Origin of the sequence: Escherichia sp. WS568, from assembly GCF_046486085.1 — a bacterium.
Taxonomy (GTDB): domain Bacteria; phylum Pseudomonadota; class Gammaproteobacteria; order Enterobacterales; family Enterobacteriaceae; genus Escherichia; species Escherichia coli.
Map to the genome: position 1 here is coordinate 1 of NZ_JBJQMC010000031.1, position 18,666 is coordinate 18,666.

Sequence of the window (18,666 nt, forward strand, 5' to 3'; positions counted from 1 at the left end):
CACAGAATGATGTCACGCTGAAAATGCCGGCCTTTGAATGGGTTCATGTGCAGCTCCATCAGCAAAAGGGGATGATAAGTTTATCACCACCGACTATTTGCAACAGTGCCACGCAAAGACGTAATGAGCAGTGTATCCCCTGCCACAATACCCTCTTCAGGGATGCTGTCAGTGGACGTCCAGTACTGACCCGCCAGCAAAGAATGAAATCGCTCTAAACGGTCAATGCTATTTTTGCTGACCAGGTCACCCATATACTTTTCCTTCCAGATTCGTGTGTTAGGTGAATCATACCAGATTGCCCTTGCCGTCTAATAACGCAGAAAACTGTGAATCCAAAATTCCTTAAATTCAAACCTGTCCAATATAAAAGATGGCTCTTTTTCTTATCCAGTGTTAAGCGATAATGCTCAATTTTATTTCATTATTGTCAGAATCAAAATAATCTGAAAATAAAAAAGGCTTCAGAATTGAAGCCTCTATATTATACAACGTGAATGTATTTTATTTATCTTTCACCGGGTTCATTTCCCAGTATCTTTCACGTACGTTTTCTTGGCAATGGTCCGCTCGCTCCGGCGTGTCCCTTTTACGAGTAGCAAATGCTTCAATTACGGCATTCAAGTCTTTTTCTTTGATTTTAGATCCAACAGGCAAGTTTTCTTCAAACTCAGTCCTTACCAGTTCTTTCGTTTTTTTATAATCGGTTTCACTTTGGATTTCAGGTTTTAAACAAATATCGGCAACCATCACATCTGATTTGCCCGGGATCGGTTTTTTCCCGTTTTCAGATGCAAGGACCGCAGAGGAGGTAAAGGCGACAGACAGAGTTGCACATAACAGAAGGTATTTTAATTTCATGACTCACTCCATGATTATCAATGATGGTTGCTCAGACACATCATTTATACCATGCCTGTCACCGAATACGAGATCCCCATATTTTGGCTTTAAATATTATCCAATAGGGTTTCATACACCTGGCTTCTGAAAGCAAGGTTCAAGGAGCTTCAGGGGGAAATCAGATTGTTGTCGACCCAGTACTTGTGCAAACCTACCACCCAATTCCTGGAAATGGACGAAAGTTCATGCGCCAGTTCACGACAGCATTCAGGCGTAAAAATACGTATGGGTCCTGAAGTACCGATATCAACAGACATGATAAACTCCAGAATGTTGCCATGGCATAGGTTGTTTCTCAGCCTGACAATTTCTGCTTCAGGTGTTCTCCCGGCTGCTACCTTAACCAACATATCCTGCTCGGCTGGAAATGAAAGTAATTCTACCGGCACCCCTTCCTGCTTGGCCTTTCTCAGTAAGGCATTACTCATTACGGAGATACCCTCCAAGTCCACCAGCTCAGGAGCTGCATGCTGATCGTTAACTGTTGGTTTCAGCATCAGCGACTTCAACGTAACCATGAGTGATGTTTCAATCCCGTTCAGGAAGCTCGTACAGGCCGGTATCCATAGTTCGTGATGCAACGCCTCGGTTGCTTGTTTAAAGAACCAGTCAATCACGGGGACAGTGTGATAATCATAATAGTGATTTATCTCGCTGAATCTTGACATATAAGCATCGTACTCAGCCTGGTCTTCAGGAGATAAAAAATTTGGTGGGAGGGGCATCAGAATCCTTTCATCCTAGCTTGTATACCTTCTTCGTAGGCCAGCTCGCCATTATCGGTAAAAGATGGTTTTTGGTGTTTGTGACAAAGCTTAATTTTTCGTCAGGCTCGATAGCGTTACCGGAGAGATTTGATCTTTTCTCTGTAACTCGCAATACTGTTTATACATACAGTATGAGAATTCGAGTGTAGCTATGTCTGTTATCCTTGAGCACATTAGCAACAAGCCTTACGAAATGGCACCTTTTTTCAGTGATTTACTGAGCTGTGGAGTGATGAGTCCGTGCGCCGGGCATGAAGATAATGAATTAAATTTGCATGAATATGTAGTCCGTAACCGCCCCTCAACCTTCTTTGTCAGGGCGGCGGGCCTCAGTATGATCAATGCCGGTATCAATGATGGCGCTATTCTGGTTGTGGATCGGTCTTTAACGGCACGACACGGCTCTATCGTCGTTGCGCTGGTGGATGGAGAGTTCACGGTAAAGATCTTACACACGTATCCTGAGCTGCTTTTGATGCCTTCTAATCCAGCCTATAAGCCGATACGTGTAAATCCCGAATCCCTTGAGATATGGGGCGTCGTCACCTTTGCACTGAATCAGTTTAGCCATGTACATGCACGTTGATATTAACGGGGCCTATGCGGCATTTGAGTGTGCGATGGATCCCAAGCTGGCAAAAAAGCCGCTCATCATAGCCAGCAATAACGATTCGTCCGTCATTGCAATGAATAAACTGGCTAAAAGCGTTGGTATTAAGCGTGGGACCCCAATTTTTAAGTGCAGGGATTTGATTCAGCAACACCAGATCGAAGTCCGGAGCTCTAACTTTACTTTGTATGAAGACTACTCAAATCGCTTCCATGAAACGCTGGAAAGCTTCGCGCCTCAATCGAGTCGATATAGCATAGATGAAAATTTCATGTTATTGAAAAACATGAACAAGATAATAGATTATGAAGATTACGGCCGGTTGATCAGAAGTACACTTCTTCATAATCTGTCCCTTACCTGTGGTGTGGGGTGTTCAAGCACCAAAACCCTGGCTAAATTATGCACCTATGCGAGCAAACGATGGGCAGCTACAGGCGGGGTTGTAGTTTTGACTGATCAGGCCAGGATCAGGAAGCTCCTGGGCCTTATCAGTACCAGAGAAATATGGGGTATTGGTCAAAAGATCAGTGAACGCCTGTCGGCTTTCGGGATCATCACTGCCGGTGATTTTTATAATAGCGACGTTCGCTTTTTACGTAAAAGCTTTGGCGTTGAAATCGAGCGTACCTGGCGGGAACTGCATGGCGAACCATGTTTCCGGCTGCATGAATCCCCTCCTGTCCGGCAACAGATTATCGTTTCCAGAAGTTTTGGTCAGCGCCTTAATGAGATAGGCAAGCTACATGAGGCAGTTTCATTTTTTACCGCCCGGGCGGCAGAGCAGCTGCGCAAGGATGGCTCGTGGACCCGTCAAATCACAGTCTTCATTCAGAGCAGCAATTATGCGCAAGGTGAAAACCGCTACAGCAATTGTGGTATCGAGCCGCTTACCGCTACACAGGACACCCGCGATCTGGTTGATGCAGCCATGACCATCCTGAACCGCATTTACAAACCCGGGATAGCGTATGCGAAAGCTGGGGTAATGCTCTCCGCTATGACTGACGGCACAGAGCAACTCAGCCTGTTTGATGAGCGCCCGGCCAGGCCTGGCAGTCAGGCACTGATGAAAGTTATGGACCGGTTCAATAAAGAAAAGCGCGGAGCTCTGTTTTTGCTGGGGGAAGGCATTCAACAGGATTTTCGTATGAAACAGGCCATGCTATCACCGAGATATACGACCCGCTGGGATGAATTACTCGTTGTAAAAGCGTAGCGGCCATGACCGGCATGGCCGTACTCATCAAAAGTGAAAGTAACTTTAGGCCCCGCGAGCTTTTTCGATTGCGCCCTGCAAAGTTGCTGCGTCCATAGCCCCGGGGATAAATGTGGTAGTCGCCGCATTCGGCTTTTTCATATTCATAATGATGAAGCCGGGTGTGCCGGTGATCCCAAGCGCTTCGCCCAGCTGCATGTTGCCGGAGATCACGTTTTCATATCGGTTTTTTTCCCTGTCAGAAAACGTGCTGTTAAACCCTGACTTATCCACCACAGTATTAAAGTCGCTGAGTTCGAATTTGCGTTGAGAGGTCATGAAGGTATGAGCCACAGCCATCAGGTTGTTGTGGTATTTACGATAGGCTTCAGCACCGAAATTCTGATAGACGTGCAGACCCGTAGCGGCCCCCATGGCAGATACAGGTTTTGAACCGGCAAAAATCGGGAATTCTTTAAAGAAGAATTTTACATCTTTGCTCTGATTCATTACCGATTCAACAACAGGTGTAACCCGCATGCAGTAAATACACTGATAGTCGAAGAACTCGATTACCGCGACGTCGGCGTCATCCGGGCCGATGTTTGGCGTCTCCTTGGTATCCAGCAGAGCTGGCGCATATGGAATTATTCGTTCCACTGAGGCACTTACGTTCTGATTTTCCAGCGCCTTACCTGCTTCCACTAAATAATGGGGATTTTTTACCAGGTAAGTAGCGGCAATTTTGCCAATTTCTTCCTCACTGAGCACCTTCGGTTTAAAATAAGTTGCCGCGATTAACGCCGAGGCAGCGGTAGCAATTACCGCAGAAATTAAAATCGTGGCCATCGGTTTTAAATAAAATTCTTTAGACATAGCTACCTTTATGCTTTTCAGCCTGTTAGTTATTAACCTGCGATGGATTATACTGGCCCGGTAAATCGGAATTATTCGTGAAACAATGCTTTTTGGAGATTAAAGGATGATTAGGCAGGGCTTTATACTCACAACCGCAATGCTTTTGAGTGGTTGTGGATATCATTTCGCAAACCAGGTAGATGCGTACGATCTAATGCCTCGTCCTGTTACAAATAAAAGGTTTCAGATAGTCCCTCCGGACGAAAGTATTCAGTCCAGAATGTTTTCAGGCCGTTTTGCTGATGGATTAGCAAAAAAAGGAGTCATTATTTCCACTCACCAGCCAGATTATGTGCTCAGGTTCCGAATGAGCAGCTCACAGGAGAACATGCAGTATAGCGAGCAGCTTCTTACTGGGGTGACAGGCTACGTTGTAGATAAAAAGACAACGAGAACTGACAAGCATGGCGAATCGCATACTGACTATGACTACAGGCCGGTCGATGGGGTAATAGGCACTGAGACGATGTCGCAGATGCACTATATGCGACAGCTGGATGTCGAGGTATACCCGTCAGCGAAAGGAGCAAAGCAGGTTCTGAAAGTGAGTATGCAAAGCAATGCACCTGTGCCGTCAGACAGCATTGCTTATTCAGCAATGATCGACGCCTTTACTGATAAATTTGATGCGCCGCTGCGTTCCGGAAATTATGTTGCAGTGATCCCCTGGAACTGAAAGCAGACGGCGGGAAGAGAATGTTCAAAAGTGACTTTTGGACACGCACATAAACGTGGCTATCGCCCTCCCCCATTAAAATCATAAAGTCGGTAAAGATCGCCCATCGTGATGGAATTGGGCTTATTAATGATTAGATACTGTAACTGTTCTTTATGTTGAGTACTGGCGGCTGCATTCATAAGCACTTCCAGGTAGAACTTGTAGCCTATGCTTCGCTCTGAATACATATACTGGAACTGCATCAGTAAAATGCCTGACATAACATACAACAGCAGCAGACTGAGTAACACAGTGCTATCAGGCTGTTCCAGTGCCATACTGACATACCCTGAACCCAGAATGCACAGAAGCCAACCCGTCATTAGAGCAGGCACCCTACGACTCAGACGTTCATAACAACGTTTTATTACGGGATCCCGGAGATACTTTTTGTCAGGTATCCCCGTTGCCCTGATGACGAAGTTACTGAGTATCGACATCTTTTTTCCTTCTGGACGCTCTCAGTCAATAAATCAGGCCAGGCGCTCATTGAAAGCTACCACGAGCTGCGAATCGGGATTTTTTACCAGTTCGGGCCGGATAACTTTTAGTTGCCTCGTTGGGGCGAGCTCATCTGTAGGCCTGATGGTGGTATTACCCGGCCCCTTGCGGGTACTGTCGGTGTTTACCTTGAGCTTTTTATTTCCCAGGTAGCTTTCCATCTTTTTAGAGATGGTGTCACCTGTGGTCGCAACACCAGAGAGTTCCTTTAGTTGTTCACCTTGATCCATTTGTACCGATGACATCAGAAATACGATTCCTGGATCGTTTTCCGTTCCACAGGCTCCGTACTGACATTGTGCAGCGAAAACGGGCTGTACACCTACAGCAACCAGCATTAACGTACTCAGTAAAGTAGATTTCATACACACCTCTTACAGTCGGAAAAGTTACTTTTGCGCAGCGCCCATTTGGGTCACCAGGTTTTCCGGGCTCAGCCACCCCGTAAATAACTGCGGTTTGCCGCTTAGTGTCACCATGGTAGGAGTACCTTGCAGCGGGATTGTTGAGGCCACCTGGAAATGCGATTTGATAATGTTTAAGCAAGCCTCATCAGGACGTCCTTCCGGGATAGTTGAAACCGGATTCATCGCTGCATCCAGAGCTTCGTTTGGCTTTGCTGAACACCAGATTTTGGCCATGTTCCCGGCTACTACCGAGTTCAGTCCTGCACGTGGGAATGCAAGAAACTTAATCGAAATACCGGCATCAAGATAAGACTTCAGATCATGATGCAGTTTTTGGCAGTATCCACAGGTTATATCGGTAAAGATAGCAAGCCGGTATTTTTCGTTTGGTGATTTGTAGTCGATGGATTTTGTTTTGGATGCGAATTCCCGGACGCCCATTAAAATGGCCTGCTCAGTGGTGTTTACCACATCTTTACCTTTCACGTGGAATAAGCTTCCGGTAAAAATGTAATCTCCGTCTTTGCTCACGTAACTTACCCCCTCCCTGGAAATCACCGTAAAAATATCTTTTACTGGCGAGGGTTCGACGTGCTCGATTGAAAGCCCAATGGCTTTGAGCTTATCCCGGGCTGCATCTGGCAGTACCATTGTATTAACCGGCTCGGCATTCATCGTGAAGGCGGTACTTAATGAAAGAAGTAATACCGATGCCTTAATAATTTTTTTCATTTATGCTCCTTGAATCGAGCACTAATATTATCACGCCCAAAAATTCCAGAATTTTGCTTAAACGCTTAAATCAACGGGTAAAGCCGAAAGAAAGTCGATAGATATATGGGAGAATAGATAAAACGTAGATTCAGTGGAGAAATCGTTGTGTTTACACCACCAGCAGATGATGTGAAACCTATTCCCGTTCCTGATGAGATTTACACTCAGTGCATTACGGATGCCGCCCGCTTCTTCGGAATTGATGCCGAACTGGTTTTTACGTTGTTTGACAATGAAGGCGGTAAGGTTGGTACTTTCAGCAGGAATACTAACGGCACTTATGATATTGGCCCGATGCAGATCAACTCATCCAATCTGCCTGAAATAAAAAAGCATTTCCCGACTGTAACGTGGCGGGTTCTGGCTTACGATGCTTGCGCTAGTTTCTGGGTTGGAACATGGTGGCTCTACAGAAAAATTGTTGATCGCAAGGGCAATGTGTTTGAAGGGATTGCAGATTACAACAGCAAAACCCCAAAGGTACGTGCAAAGTACATATTTAACTTCATGGTAAAGTACAATCGCCGGATCCAGCAGCGTAACGGGATGGGTGAGCTTTATCAATGGACCCAACAACCTCCTCGATACAATGGCCATATAGCTAAAAATGTCCCGGAGCAAAACCCGACTCCTGTTGTTAAATAAATTCAACCTGATATTACAGAAGATCATCGAGTAGCTTGGGTACCCCCCCGCAAAAAATTCGCATAGACTCAGGGGTAATAAATTGTCTTTTTCTGCAAGAAATATATTTAAGATTCTCTCTTCTTTCTTGATGCAGAAAAGCCCTCTTCATGAAGAAGTATGTGTTCCTGAAGAAACAACAGCTGGTTTATGGGGCCCTCTCCCTGATTCGCATGTCGTGCTTTTCTTAGATTTCGATGGGGTTTGTCACAGGTGCAAAAATGAAACCTTTGAGCGAATGCCATTGGTGGAAAAATTACTGGATAAATGCCCTTCCATGGTGATTGTCATCTCCAGTTCGTGGCGTGAATGTGCCAGTATAACTTACCTGAAATCTCTTTTCCGGCTACCTTATAGAGACAAAGTCATAGGTGCTACCGATTCGGTATATTTAAAACCTAATCAGTCAGGTGTGCGGGCTGCTGAGTGTGAGGACTTTGTATTTTCACATCGAGTTAAAGCATTTATCTGCCTTGATGACGACGAATCATTATTCCCGGTCGGTTATCCACATTTGCAAAAAACCAATTATTACACCGGCCTCACCGAATCTGATCTTGCAGCTCTTAACACCAGGTATCATCTGCTTATGAAACGTTGGGCTTCCTGAATTAAAGTAACTTTTACGGAGAGCATGCCCGCATTATCAGTTCTATGCTTCTCCATTTCTGCCCCGGGTCAAAGCATTGCACAGTTGGAAGAAAACATGCCGGTCTCTTAAGCTTGCTGCTCAGTTTGGTTCCGGTGCTGAAAAACCTGCCAACGGTGCTTTAGGAATTCAGTATTGATGGGTTTACGCAGCGGCTTAATAAACTCTCCTTGATATGCCGCTAAATCATGATCTACCGCCAAAGCTTCAGCGAGAATGTTAACCTCCAACGTCACCGGATGAATGGCAATCATGTTTGCGTCGAAAAGATCGTGTATATCATGGCGTAAGAGCAACCCATTTGTATAATGGTCTACTCCTCCGTTACGATGCTCCATCAGATGAGCAGCCTCAGTGCGCTGGCGCAGTCTAGAGCCTGTAATCACACATTGGTCATAACAGTTGTTGCGGACGGCTTCTGCAAATGAGGCCTGATCTGGTCGTGTCTCGACAGTTGTCTTACTACCCTTACGCTTACCCGGTACAGTAGTTTCATCAGGAATATTCGGCTGAAGCTCCTTTTCTTCTATACCATCAGTCTTCATAGCGACCATAATCGCGGCCGGTGGAGATTTAGGCTGATCTTCCTGCGATCTTTCGCGGCCACCAACTGGATACCCTAGAAAACCCTCAATGATCTCTAGTGGAGGTAATGTAGCGTTTGAACGTGCATAAATAGCGAACTCTGCGGCACGTCCGCCGGGAATATATCTACGTACCAGTATTGGAAGAGAGGCTTCTTCATCTGGTTCCTCTTTTTCCGACAGGATTATTCGTTCGGTGAGACGGGCTGAATTTTTTTTCATTTCACTCAACAGTCTATTGCGTTCTTTTACCTTTCGGTCATTATCCTCCAACATCTTACGATGACTAACCTTAGCCAGATGGTCTTCCAGTTCCTGTATATATTCGGGATCGATAGTGTCAATTAGACCGAACGCCATCAACCGCTCCCCCCTTGTTTTACAAGATTCTAGCCGAACGCGAATGTACTCCTTACGCTTGGCCATCAAATGTTCTTTTTGTTTTTTTTCTCGAATTACACGGAGCTGAGTATTGTAATTAGAATAAACGGTTTCGCTATTCTGCTCTGTCTCTAGAGCAAATTTTTGTAGGTGTTCACGTAGTTTTTTACGGGTATTTTTGGGGGCATGCATTACGGTACGCTCAATGTATGAGCCTGTGCAGCGTAAAGAAAGTACAGTTTCAGCATGGGAATAACCAGCATTGAGACGATAGCGGGCAATTTTAAGCAAATTATTAAAGTGTGCACCATTACATATACCTAGTTCTTCCAAGACACGACGTTCTCTATCATTAATAGATGGATGGTTAATATCTTTTACTTTGTTTGCCATGTCCTGTGTCTCAGTGCCTATTCAGCCGGAACATCTACTACATAAAGAACGAGATTGTACAGAAATCAGCTAAGTTTATGAATAAAAAAGGCCGCAAATTTATACTTTGCGGCCTTCACTGTTTAACACCATATTTTAGTAAATACGTTTAATTTTCATTAGGTTATATTTGAAACTCACCTACCTTTTATTTTCATTAAGCCACTGATCCGCTTTATCGACACGTGACTGGTAAGGCTCATTTGTGTTGCTCAGCTCTGACTTCATGTACTGAATGAATTCATCTGCTTTCTGAGGCCCAAAGCGTGGGTCATCCGTCAATTGCTGCCGGATAGCCCTTTCAGAGTTCTGCGCTGCATTCGCATAAGTCGAAACGCCGTCGCTGCTAATACTCTGATACCGGTCACTTACAGCTGCGACGCCATCAGACATCTGCATGTGATTAAGGACTTTACCCTGGAGAGAATCAGGCATATTTGCAGGGTTAGAGGCATCATTTGCTATCGATGTCTGGGTTTGAAGGATGCCCGCTCCCGTAAGCATCTCATTTACCGGTTTCGCCCCAACGCTGGTTAGCGTATCCGAAACAAATTGCTGGCCCCCGAGTAGCGCACCAGAAATCGCGCCCCGCTCAGTGTTGGCCTCTATCTTTTCCCCAACCAAGCGATCTGTGACGGTCTGAGTGCGGTTACCAACGAGACCACCGCCCGACCCACCCTCTCCTAGGTTTGCCCGTACGACTGACTCAAGTGAACCATCAGCTCTGTTATGAGTGTTGAAACTGCTATGGATGCTCTGAACGTCATTCATACTCCAGTTAACGTTATAGTTACCCAGTTCATTAAGGATCTTCTGGGTATCCGCTTTGAGCTGCTCTCTTTCGGCACCGGTAGCCATGGTGCTGGCACCATAGGTAAAGACAGCTTGCTGTGCCAATTCAGCTCGCTTATCGTCCCGGCTTAAGTTCGGGTTGTTGGCAACACGACTAAAGTAGTTATCAGTGTTATTAGATAAGCCACGAACTTGACCGCTCTGATACATACTGTTCAAAGCAGTGGCTCGTTGATCCATTCCATCACCAACCACCCGACCTCCGGTAGCCTTTTCCAGATCGTTAAATGTGCCTTCTGCATTTCTGACATCCTGACCTGAATTGACGACTTTCTCTACACCCTGATTATTCAGTACAGGGCCATTCGTTTTGAGAGAATTGAGCACATTCCTTTCTTCATCAGAATAAGTGCGGCCCACGTTGTTGTTATGTATTCCCTGAATATCGCCTTTGCCCGCGTTATCAAGGTTATACGGAGTAAAGCCAGCTTCACTTTTTCCAGGGACACGCTGAGTCGCGTCCTGAGCGTTGGAGGAAAGACCGAGTTTAGCCTGCGAATCAACACTTCCACCCAGTTCCCCTACGCGTGACGCACTCATCACGCCAGACGTATTTACGCTGTCAGGAGTTCTATCCTGTGCCTGAGTGATAGTATTAATTCCTGACCCTTCGCCTGAAATTCTGTCGAGCTGATTGGTGATAGGTAGCAGCTGCTGTGCATTACCACCGAAGTCGGAAACCAGACTTTTAAGCAGGCTGGAGGTTTCACGGAGATCCTGTTTATTACTTTCGGCCGTCTCTCCCCGGGCGGTATCAATCGCAATTTTTTGCTCACTGAAATCTCGTGTTGCAGCCACAAGCGCGTCAGTACGTTGAAGCTGCGAACCAAGCTGATTACTGGCCTTGAAGGTATCGTTATAGGAGTTGAATTTCTCCATAAACGCATTCTCATCCAGCCCATTCTTACGAGCAAAATTCCTTACATCATCATCACTGAAGTTTTTGTTGCGAATAGAATCGGAGAACCTGTCCAGGTTAATGCTTTGTTTAGAATCAAGGCTCATTCCACTATTGGAGCTGGCGTTAGTCGATACCGATGTAGAAATGTTTTGCGCCATCGTCTGTGTCGCCTGGTTCATTTTCGACGATGCTTCTTTAAACGCATTAGTATTGGATATCTGATCGCTGCTTACCTGAGACGCCGCTTTACTGAACTGGTCAGTCAAAGCAGAATCCTGGCTAAGCTGATTCGTGATTGCTTTTGAAAGGTCATTTGAAAGCGAGTCACTGCCTGTATTGGTCTTAGATGCGCCGCTACTCAATTGCCCTGCTACAGCTGCTTTCAGCCCGGCTCCGTTGCCAGTTCCAGCACCTCCATTAAGCCCAGCGTTTAGAATAACATTTGAAGCAATGCTGGCCATCTGAGACGCACTCACCCCATGTTTCGTTGCAATACCTTCTGCTACAGAGGCACCAATCTTATCCGAGATCTGCTTCATTGTTTGCAGGTTGGTTGAGAACTGCTGGCTCGACTGTCCTGACCTTCCAATTTCACTCATCTGACTGTAACCAGCCTGGAATGAATTACTTGCCGCACTCATAACTGATGAGGTTACAGCTGATCCTTGCCCCTGGCTGTTAGCGATACTTGAACCAGCATTCCACATTCCAAGACGGAAATTACTTGAATCAACTGCGCCGCCATCGCTGTATCCCTGACCGGTACTGGTCAAGGCGGTTCGTGTCACGTCACCAAATGAAGATTTACCGCTGTTAGGGCCATCCCATACTTTGGGCGTTACATGACCAGTATCCACCGGCGCATCGGGGGTCACTCCCTTAACCGCATTCATCATCGGGTGAATCGACTGTGTCATCAGGAATAATGTGAGTACCGGAATCAGAGCATAAAGCGCGGAAGCAACAGACAGGTATGAACTGTATGTTTCCGCAAGCCCTGGGAGCCCCATCCACGTGACGGCATTATTCTGGCTGTTGAGGGTGCTCCAGGTATCCAGATCGGCCGTCGCGACTTTCTTCACATACGCGTTGACCATTACTGCCGTAAGCGGCCACATATTCACGAAGAGAATAAGTTGCAAATATTTCGCCGCAGCGGCAACACCATTACCACCTAACGCCAGCAGCATAAGCAAAGCAAATGGAGCAACCATGTAAGCAAACATCTCAAGGAATGCGATTGCTGCTCCAGACAGTTGTAACCACAACTGGCCCTGTGAAGCCATTGTGTTGGTTCGCTTCAGAGAAGCCTCAAACAACTGCATATCGGAAGCCAGACCGAGTGGGGTCTTATATTTGCTTGCGCCATTTCTGAGCTCATTCATTATGAACAGGTTCAGGGTGGCGTCATACGAACCAATAGCCTTACCGTACATACCATTTGCTGACGCCATAACATCAGTAAAACTTGCGCCGGTAGGTGCACCATTTGCTTCGTCTGGAGTAAGGATGCCGTTTGTCTGTCCTATAAGGGAAATAGTCTGGCGAGCTTCAGCTGTACTGGTAACCTGTTTCACAGTTGACCAGACCTCATCACACGTACCAGATTTTGAACCGTTAGCGCCAACAATACTGGCAGAGGCATTCTTCAGTGCGCCTTTCATCGCCTGATTAATCCGGTCCATGCTATCTGCCAGATTAGCTGAGAAAATATCGTTAAAAATAGTTTCTTTACCGGCAATATTTGCGCTTGAGTTTTGGGTAGCCTTCAGGCAGTTGTATGCAAGAGACTGAACGGTAGCACATACGTTCATTGGCCCTAGCCCGCTGGCCGGTTCAGGAAATGCAGAACAGTAGCCCTGGCTATCGCCGCCCCATTGCAAAAACTTCACGAATCGGATCATCGGACCGAGGGTGATGTCATCGTCCAGAGTTGTTGCAGACAGGTCCACCGGAGAAAGCGGATCAAACGCAGTTTTATAATCCTTCAGCAAACCCTGGCTTAAGTTAGTGGTGACGGTGGCCATCGCAGCAATAAAAATTGGAATTCCGTCGACGTTTCTGACCTCTCCCGACTTTACAGATTCAATAGTTACATCCACTCGAACCATTGCCATCATGAAAAGGATCAACCCCAAAAACCAGGAGAAAAACGGTAATTCATTTTTGGTCGGAGCCTGAAGCCATAGCCACGTTTTATAGAATAGGCTCACACCTGCTACAACGGCGGCCGTGGTCAGGAACTCTTTTACACCAGTATATTGAGAAAAGATTAGGGCAATACCGGTAAAAGCCGACCAGACAAAATCAATATCACCCAGGGTATATATGTTGTAATCCATGTCAGACCTCAGTTACGTGTGCCACGAATACTTTCAGTGAAAGCCTTCCGTTGCAGGCGACGGTTATCCCAGGTTGAAATGACGTCCGAGCTGGTACCGACCTGGCTGTGCGATAGCTCATAGGCGGCTTTAACCTGTTTTGAGAGATTGTCTGTTAATCGGTTGAGATCATCCCTTTTACCCGACAGCGACTCACTCGGTATGCTCATGGTTGAAATTTTGGCCTCAACCTGGCGCAACATGTTGATTACGAGGCTCGTCGCAGCAATAGTGCTTATGTCCTGAATGTATGCGTACCCTTCCGGTGCTTCGAATGTTTGCAAAGAGTCGATAATGGTCGGGATGCCGATATAGGAGATAATGCGTAATTCATCATCTGAAACACGAACGTCGTTGATGATTTTTTTCTGTACGTTTAAAAGAAGATCAGAAATGGTATCCTTCAATCCCTTAAAACCACCGTCATTAACTTCTGACATGACAAGGCACTGAGCCTTTCGTGGGGATGATGGATCTGGTGCCGGAGAACACTTGAGCATTTTAATTGATCCGCCAGCTGGTGGCCCCATGATGTAATCCGTGACAGTCATGGTAGACGGGCGGACTTCCATTCCCGCTTTTTCGCCTTTGCTATCCCAGTTGATAATGACAGTACCCACGAGAGACATAAGTTGTTCTGCCAATTTATAACCGGATAACTCCGTTACCCCTCCGATGTTCATTGTTCCCTTATCAATATCCATGAACGACATATAGAAGAGGTTACCACTGAATTTTTCAGCGAACTCTTCGGGATCCTTTGCTTTAACCTGAGAAGTGACAGCTTCAGGTGACTTTGTCATCGATGAGCCAAAATCAGGAATGAGACCATTAATCGATCCCAGAATTGAGGCTGGTCCAGAGCTAACTGAGTTAGCGAACTGGCTTGGCGTACCCACGTTTTCAGAAAGGAAAGAGTAAGTTGCATTGCATGAATCTTTCGCAAATTTATTTAGCGCTTGCAGTTTGTTTTGGATGTCATTAATCGTTGCAGCACAGTCAGCACAAATAGCTGAAACAGCAACGTTAAAAGCATAGATAGCCGCACCCTGGGCAATACCACGGGCCACCTGCACAAGCTGGTCCCCGTTGATCATGCTGAAGGACCCAAGAAAAACGTCAATACCATTACAACCGACAGAAGCTTTTGGAAACGACATGGAAACAAGGTTGGTATTAACGTTTGTTGTTCGGTAAGACATTGACCCGCCAACTATGCCTGTACGGGTTGCTGTGGAAAAGGTGGCCGGGCTGGTAGACGTCATCATGCCATTGAAAATGTTACGCATTGCGTTGTCTGCATTTGCAGTCGGGGCTAAAATTGCAGCACAAACAGAAAGAGACAAAAGTAACTTTTTGAAGTTGAAAACGGCATTACTGCGCATAAGTGCCTCCAAAACTGCCGCCAGCATTGAGATAATTGACCGGATCGGCCGTAGGCATGTCATAGCCTTCGAGTTTTTGGTCCATTATTTTTTGAAGTAAGAATGGGTCTGATTCCATTTCGGATTTATTAACGGTAATAACGCCATCATCACCGATGGTATATTGCCTTTTAATATCTAGAGTTGACTGAAACGAAGCGTCATCGATCAGATTCATGCCCTTCGCGGCAAGTATAATAGTGTTCTTTAATTCATCAGCGGAGATCATGCCTTCACTAATGCGCTGAGCTGATGTCCCATCCTTTGAAACCAGGAAAATTGTAGGTACCTCTCGAATTTTAAATTGATCAATAATTTGTGCATTGGGGATGTTAAAATCCTGAAAAAGGCCATTATGCAATGGCCTTCCATCCATACTGATTGGAAGAATATCTACCGAATAATAGTTCTGCATAAATTGAAGTATTTGGCTCTCTTCGTGGCAAAACTGGCAAGTACTCTGGAAAAAGAAAAATAAACCTGACTTAGTAAAGATATCTTTCATTACCGTTTGCTGATTTTTTTCAACAACAGTGCGGTGAGCATCCAGTGCCACCTTTTCCACTGGTTGCCTGCGTTTTTCAGACATCATCGGGTTTTTAAGAAAATAATCTTTTGATTTGTCAGAAAAACGCGTACTGATATCCAGCATTAACCTTTGCGCCGTGTAATAACGTGATAGATTTTCTGCGGTAGGGTTATCCATTGCCTGCGTTAACAGTCGAGGCATATTCTCTTTTAGCCATTTTGAATTTAAATCTACCTTTTCCTCTTTTGAAGGCGAGCTAGCAGCACCGGTTGGTGGCAAAACCTTTTCTTCTTCAGCTTCGCTTTTTTTAGCAGGATCGTCATACCAGAAGAAACCCTTCTTATAAGCCTGGCCTGATACAAAGGGCGTATCTTTTATTAGGGGTTGCTCAGGGCTGGCGTGGGCACCAGTAATTACCAAAGACATAAGCAAAACCATCTTTGAAGGCGCTAATGCAATACGAGTCATAGACCGTTCTCCTTTTCTGATGCGGTTATGATGGCATACAAAAAAAAGGTTAGAGCTCGTATAGCATGGTCGTTTTTATGTTGAAAAGGACGGAAAAGGAGTGCTGACTAAGAAGATAGTCTCGGTGATGGAAAGATCATCCATCTTGCACATTGTGAAAAATCCGGTGTAACAAAAACATGGTTTTATCGAATATCTAAAAGCAAATATTGCTTTGAAAACAGGTGTATTAAGAGCTGAAAAAAATCATCACCAGTAACGCTGTTTCTATATTTCAAAGAAGGAATAGCTAAGGATCAAAGAAGCGAACTTAGGCAAGAATATAAAATATATTAATTGAAAGCGATTAAGAAGTCGTCATGCATAGAAGGTTTTAGAGAACCTAAGTAGTTTTACGTTTTCAACAGAAAAAAAGGTGAACATTTTTTGGAACGAAGAAAGACTGTATAAAGAAAAATCAAATTATATCTTTACTTGTCAAGAGTTAATATTTAAGTTGTAACTAATATTTGATTGTAAAGCAAACAACAGAATTTGACTTAAGTCAATATTTAGATTCAGACAAGGCAAGTTTCGCGATATCTTTTTTAAATTTAATCTAATTCTTCTTGAGAATACCTCTCTATGGCTGAAGCAGTTGAAGATAATCTGCAACGTGGACAATAAGCATCATTTGTCACTGGCACAATGTATGGGCGTTTACATTTTTCGCAGGCACCTAGTTCTTCAATTTCTTTCATAGAAGTAAGGATTTCTATTATTTTATTAACTTCCGGTGCGCATACAAAGTATCCCAGATTATGAAGGACACTCATTATTCGGTTGAAGTCAATTTGCCGAAAACTCGCTTCCGGATTTATTGGATCAAAACCAAAATAGTTAACTGCGACATCAATAACAGCAGAAAAAGCTCGGCGGTTATCTGTGCGTTTGCTCCAGCCCCGGATACCTTTTTTGAGTTTTGTTTTTGCACCAGGCTCAAAATCGATATTTTCAGCAACATGATTACCGTACAAAATTCGTATTGTATTTTTATTTGCCCCAAGCGACATAGTCCTTGCTGCTCGCAATAGAGCATTAGCTTTTGTTTGATCGACCTTTGCCATATTAATAATCCTTTAACATAACTTTATTTGTTAAAGTGTTGAACACATCCTGACGGTGACTGGTGAACATAGTGTCATAACGTAATAGTTCCATCAAATCATCACTAACTTTTCCTAACCGGATGTCAGCAGACAATTCATAAGCCCAGGCAAAAACTTTCGTTTTAAGTGAAACACTCTCTTCAATATGCCCTTGTGAGAAAGCAATTGTACGTGGGAAAAGAACGACATCGTTAATTGTTTTTAACGATGAATAACCAATGTCTTTAATAGCATCAGCTGTAGTTGGTTTTAAACCAAAGAAAACACTTACAAACTCTGGTGCGAGCATTGAGATAAAGAACACCTGCATAAAGTAGTCATTCTGTATATCAACACATTTAGAACGCAACTCATGAATCTTCTTGGGATTATAGATATCCACTGTACCATTCAGAAAAGTCACTTTTTCACCGGCATCGTAAATACCATAGTCAATATCATTTGTATCATATTCACGAATTACATTGGAATCACCGTCCAAGACCGCAGAAAAAAACCTCTCCCATGTAATTTCCTTTCCGAGTGTACGCGGAACCAAAAAACTACCTGGACGTGTTTCCACTTCAAAAGCTAAATCAGCGGCTGTACTAAATCCTTTCCCAAATAGGCGACGCTGGAGAAGAGGAGTCCCAGTTTGATATGCAGAAGATCCATGCACAGGCAATAACATTAAAAATGCACGGTAACTACGAATAAGCGAAATCTCAGTGCGGAAAAGTTTACCGAGTAAGCTACGAGTTAAATTATCAGATTCTGACATGTGCTGATTGTCCTTGCGCCATTACAATTGTTCAAATCTTCAACATGGATTTTTTGTTAGGTGTTCGGTAGGGTGAAAAGTAACTTTTAGTATTTTCTTAAGGCTTGAATAAGCCTTAAATCTATCCCTTCAACCACACCGCTTACTTGTAACACTTTTTAACCAAACTGACCAGAATTTTATCAAAATTTCTTCGCATGCTAACGAAATGTGAAGCGATTAAAAAAAAACCTAAATCCAGCCCCTCCCAACGTTGGATTAGAATAACGACGTCTTTCACTGACCGTCATAAACTGACATTTTTACTTTTCATCAACCTCATGCTTACATAGGATCACTAAACAAAGAAAAGTGACCCTATGAATACCTCACATAGGGTCACTTATGTTTGAAAAGTGACCCTATGTAATGTCGTCATAGGGTCACTTTTTATAAAAGTGTCACTATGGACAAAGTTCCATAGGGTCATTTTTTTTGGAAAAGTGGCACTAGATATATGTATAACTTTAATAGAGCAATGCACATTATCAAAAGCAATAATCCACAATGGTCATTCCCTCAAAAGTAACTTTAGAGGGTAGCGATGGAAGTGAGGCTAAACTCGCTGTTACTGTTTCTGAAGGCCCCTCCCGAATGGGGGAAACAGCGAGTGCATTACATCTGTTCAATTCCCTCAT

Annotated in this window: 18 protein-coding genes; 6 read left to right on the forward strand and 12 right to left on the reverse strand. The window is 44.5% G+C overall.

The genetic code is table 11. From position 1 onward, the window contains the following. Positions 1-218: hypothetical protein (locus tag ACJHWR_RS22920; protein WP_215256891.1), on the forward strand; the 218-nt coding region annotated here is incomplete at its 5' end. Between the two features lie 286 nt (positions 219-504). On the opposite strand, the gene ACJHWR_RS22925 is transcribed toward ACJHWR_RS22920, so the two are convergent. Beyond that, a complete protein-coding gene (locus ACJHWR_RS22925; protein ID WP_000770127.1) occupies positions 505-861 on the reverse strand; it encodes a hypothetical protein in 357 nt (118 codons plus the stop codon). A 149-nt stretch (positions 862-1,010) separates the two neighbouring features. After that, positions 1,011-1,628: a hypothetical protein gene (locus ACJHWR_RS22930; RefSeq protein WP_001130842.1), complete on the reverse strand. Its 618-nt coding sequence runs from the start codon at positions 1,626-1,628 to the stop codon at positions 1,011-1,013. A gap of 193 nt (positions 1,629-1,821) precedes the next feature. Between ACJHWR_RS22930 and umuD the strand changes: the two genes are divergently transcribed. Further along, positions 1,822-2,256 (forward strand): translesion error-prone DNA polymerase V autoproteolytic subunit, encoded by a 435-nt coding sequence (gene umuD / locus ACJHWR_RS22935; RefSeq protein WP_000111290.1) that lies wholly within the window; start codon positions 1,822-1,824, stop codon positions 2,254-2,256. After that, positions 2,240-3,499, forward strand: a complete 1,260-nt coding sequence (umuC, locus tag ACJHWR_RS22940) for a translesion error-prone DNA polymerase V subunit UmuC (protein ID WP_042634445.1) — start codon at positions 2,240-2,242, stop codon at positions 3,497-3,499. The genes umuD and umuC overlap by 17 nt, the downstream gene beginning before the upstream one ends. Positions 3,500-3,544: 45 nt before the next feature. Here umuC and ACJHWR_RS22945 read toward each other — a convergent pair whose 3' ends face one another. Next, complete coding sequence (locus tag ACJHWR_RS22945; protein ID WP_000031377.1) at positions 3,545-4,354, reverse strand: DsbA family protein; 810 nt, start codon at positions 4,352-4,354, stop codon at positions 3,545-3,547. Positions 4,355-4,724: 370 nt separating this feature from the next. Here ACJHWR_RS22945 and ACJHWR_RS22950 point away from each other — a divergent pair, with 370 nt between their 5' ends. After that, a complete protein-coding gene (locus ACJHWR_RS22950; RefSeq protein ID WP_001684081.1) occupies positions 4,725-5,072 on the forward strand; it encodes a hypothetical protein in 348 nt (115 codons plus the stop codon). Positions 5,073-5,131: 59 nt separating this feature from the next. Here ACJHWR_RS22950 and ACJHWR_RS22955 read toward each other — a convergent pair whose 3' ends face one another. From ACJHWR_RS22955 to ACJHWR_RS22965, 3 genes are all read right to left on the reverse strand, one after another. Then, on the reverse strand, positions 5,132-5,392 hold the full coding sequence (locus tag ACJHWR_RS22955) for a hypothetical protein (RefSeq protein WP_001424629.1): 261 nt from the start codon (positions 5,390-5,392) through the stop codon (positions 5,132-5,134). A 195-nt stretch (positions 5,393-5,587) separates the two neighbouring features. After that, complete coding sequence (locus ACJHWR_RS22960; RefSeq protein ID WP_000843244.1) at positions 5,588-5,980, reverse strand: hypothetical protein; 393 nt, start codon at positions 5,978-5,980, stop codon at positions 5,588-5,590. A 24-nt stretch (positions 5,981-6,004) separates the two neighbouring features. Further along, positions 6,005-6,754 carry a thioredoxin fold domain-containing protein gene (locus tag ACJHWR_RS22965; protein WP_000720274.1) on the reverse strand — a complete coding sequence of 250 codons (750 nt, stop codon included), beginning with the start codon at positions 6,752-6,754 and terminating at the stop codon, positions 6,005-6,007. Between the two features lie 147 nt (positions 6,755-6,901). Here ACJHWR_RS22965 and ACJHWR_RS22970 point away from each other — a divergent pair, with 147 nt between their 5' ends. Together ACJHWR_RS22970 and ACJHWR_RS22975 are read left to right on the forward strand one after the other, a co-directional pair. Continuing rightward, positions 6,902-7,441 carry a lytic transglycosylase domain-containing protein gene (locus ACJHWR_RS22970; RefSeq protein WP_000494967.1) on the forward strand — a complete coding sequence of 180 codons (540 nt, stop codon included), beginning with the start codon at positions 6,902-6,904 and terminating at the stop codon, positions 7,439-7,441. 130 nt (positions 7,442-7,571) lie between these two features. Then, positions 7,572-8,090: an HAD domain-containing protein gene (locus tag ACJHWR_RS22975; protein WP_015059500.1), complete on the forward strand. Its 519-nt coding sequence runs from the start codon at positions 7,572-7,574 to the stop codon at positions 8,088-8,090. Between the two features lie 107 nt (positions 8,091-8,197). Here the strand turns inward: ACJHWR_RS22975 and ACJHWR_RS22980 are convergent, their stop codons facing one another. The 6 genes from ACJHWR_RS22980 to ACJHWR_RS23005 form a co-directional block, all read right to left on the reverse strand. Further along, complete coding sequence (locus ACJHWR_RS22980; protein ID WP_001284752.1) at positions 8,198-9,487, reverse strand: HNH endonuclease signature motif containing protein; 1,290 nt, start codon at positions 9,485-9,487, stop codon at positions 8,198-8,200. A 180-nt stretch (positions 9,488-9,667) separates the two neighbouring features. After that, on the reverse strand, positions 9,668-13,621 hold the full coding sequence (locus ACJHWR_RS22985) for a conjugal transfer protein TraG N-terminal domain-containing protein (protein WP_000386159.1): 3,954 nt from the start codon (positions 13,619-13,621) through the stop codon (positions 9,668-9,670). Positions 13,622-13,629: 8 nt separating this feature from the next. Then, entirely contained in the window at positions 13,630-15,045 is a 1,416-nt protein-coding gene (gene trhH / locus ACJHWR_RS22990; RefSeq protein WP_001257292.1) for an IncHI-type conjugal transfer protein TrhH, read from the reverse strand. Further along, entirely contained in the window at positions 15,035-16,081 is a 1,047-nt protein-coding gene (locus tag ACJHWR_RS22995; protein WP_000196728.1) for a thioredoxin family protein, read from the reverse strand. The genes trhH and ACJHWR_RS22995 overlap by 11 nt, the downstream gene beginning before the upstream one ends. Positions 16,082-16,674: 593 nt before the next feature. Then, the gene (locus ACJHWR_RS23000; RefSeq protein WP_001140953.1) at positions 16,675-17,187 is read right to left on the reverse strand and encodes a hypothetical protein; all 513 of its coding nucleotides are present in this window, start codon (positions 17,185-17,187) and stop codon (positions 16,675-16,677) included. Between the two features lies 1 nt (position 17,188). Then, on the reverse strand, positions 17,189-17,989 hold the full coding sequence (locus ACJHWR_RS23005; protein ID WP_000004209.1) for a hypothetical protein: 801 nt from the start codon (positions 17,987-17,989) through the stop codon (positions 17,189-17,191). Positions 17,990-18,666 lie beyond the last annotated feature (677 nt).

Coding starts and splice junctions, on each gene's coding strand:
- ACJHWR_RS22925 (WP_000770127.1), bottom strand. CDS start 861: ATGAAATTAAAATACCTTCTGTTATGTGCAACTCTGTCTGTCGCCTTT.
- ACJHWR_RS22930 (WP_001130842.1), bottom strand. CDS start 1,628: ATGCCCCTCCCACCAAATTTTTTATCTCCTGAAGACCAGGCTGAGTAC.
- umuD (WP_000111290.1), top strand. CDS start 1,822: ATGTCTGTTATCCTTGAGCACATTAGCAACAAGCCTTACGAAATGGCA.
- umuC (WP_042634445.1), top strand. CDS start 2,240: ATGTACATGCACGTTGATATTAACGGGGCCTATGCGGCATTTGAGTGT.
- ACJHWR_RS22945 (WP_000031377.1), bottom strand. CDS start 4,354: ATGTCTAAAGAATTTTATTTAAAACCGATGGCCACGATTTTAATTTCT.
- ACJHWR_RS22950 (WP_001684081.1), top strand. CDS start 4,725: ATGCAGTATAGCGAGCAGCTTCTTACTGGGGTGACAGGCTACGTTGTA.
- ACJHWR_RS22955 (WP_001424629.1), bottom strand. CDS start 5,392: ATGGCACTGGAACAGCCTGATAGCACTGTGTTACTCAGTCTGCTGCTG.
- ACJHWR_RS22960 (WP_000843244.1), bottom strand. CDS start 5,980: ATGAAATCTACTTTACTGAGTACGTTAATGCTGGTTGCTGTAGGTGTA.
- ACJHWR_RS22965 (WP_000720274.1), bottom strand. CDS start 6,754: ATGAAAAAAATTATTAAGGCATCGGTATTACTTCTTTCATTAAGTACC.
- ACJHWR_RS22975 (WP_015059500.1), top strand. CDS start 7,572: ATGCAGAAAAGCCCTCTTCATGAAGAAGTATGTGTTCCTGAAGAAACA.
- ACJHWR_RS22980 (WP_001284752.1), bottom strand. CDS start 9,487: ATGGCAAACAAAGTAAAAGATATTAACCATCCATCTATTAATGATAGA.
- ACJHWR_RS22985 (WP_000386159.1), bottom strand. CDS start 13,621: ATGGATTACAACATATATACCCTGGGTGATATTGATTTTGTCTGGTCG.
- trhH (WP_001257292.1), bottom strand. CDS start 15,045: ATGCGCAGTAATGCCGTTTTCAACTTCAAAAAGTTACTTTTGTCTCTT.
- ACJHWR_RS22995 (WP_000196728.1), bottom strand. CDS start 16,081: ATGACTCGTATTGCATTAGCGCCTTCAAAGATGGTTTTGCTTATGTCT.
- ACJHWR_RS23000 (WP_001140953.1), bottom strand. CDS start 17,187: ATGGCAAAGGTCGATCAAACAAAAGCTAATGCTCTATTGCGAGCAGCA.
- ACJHWR_RS23005 (WP_000004209.1), bottom strand. CDS start 17,989: ATGTCAGAATCTGATAATTTAACTCGTAGCTTACTCGGTAAACTTTTC.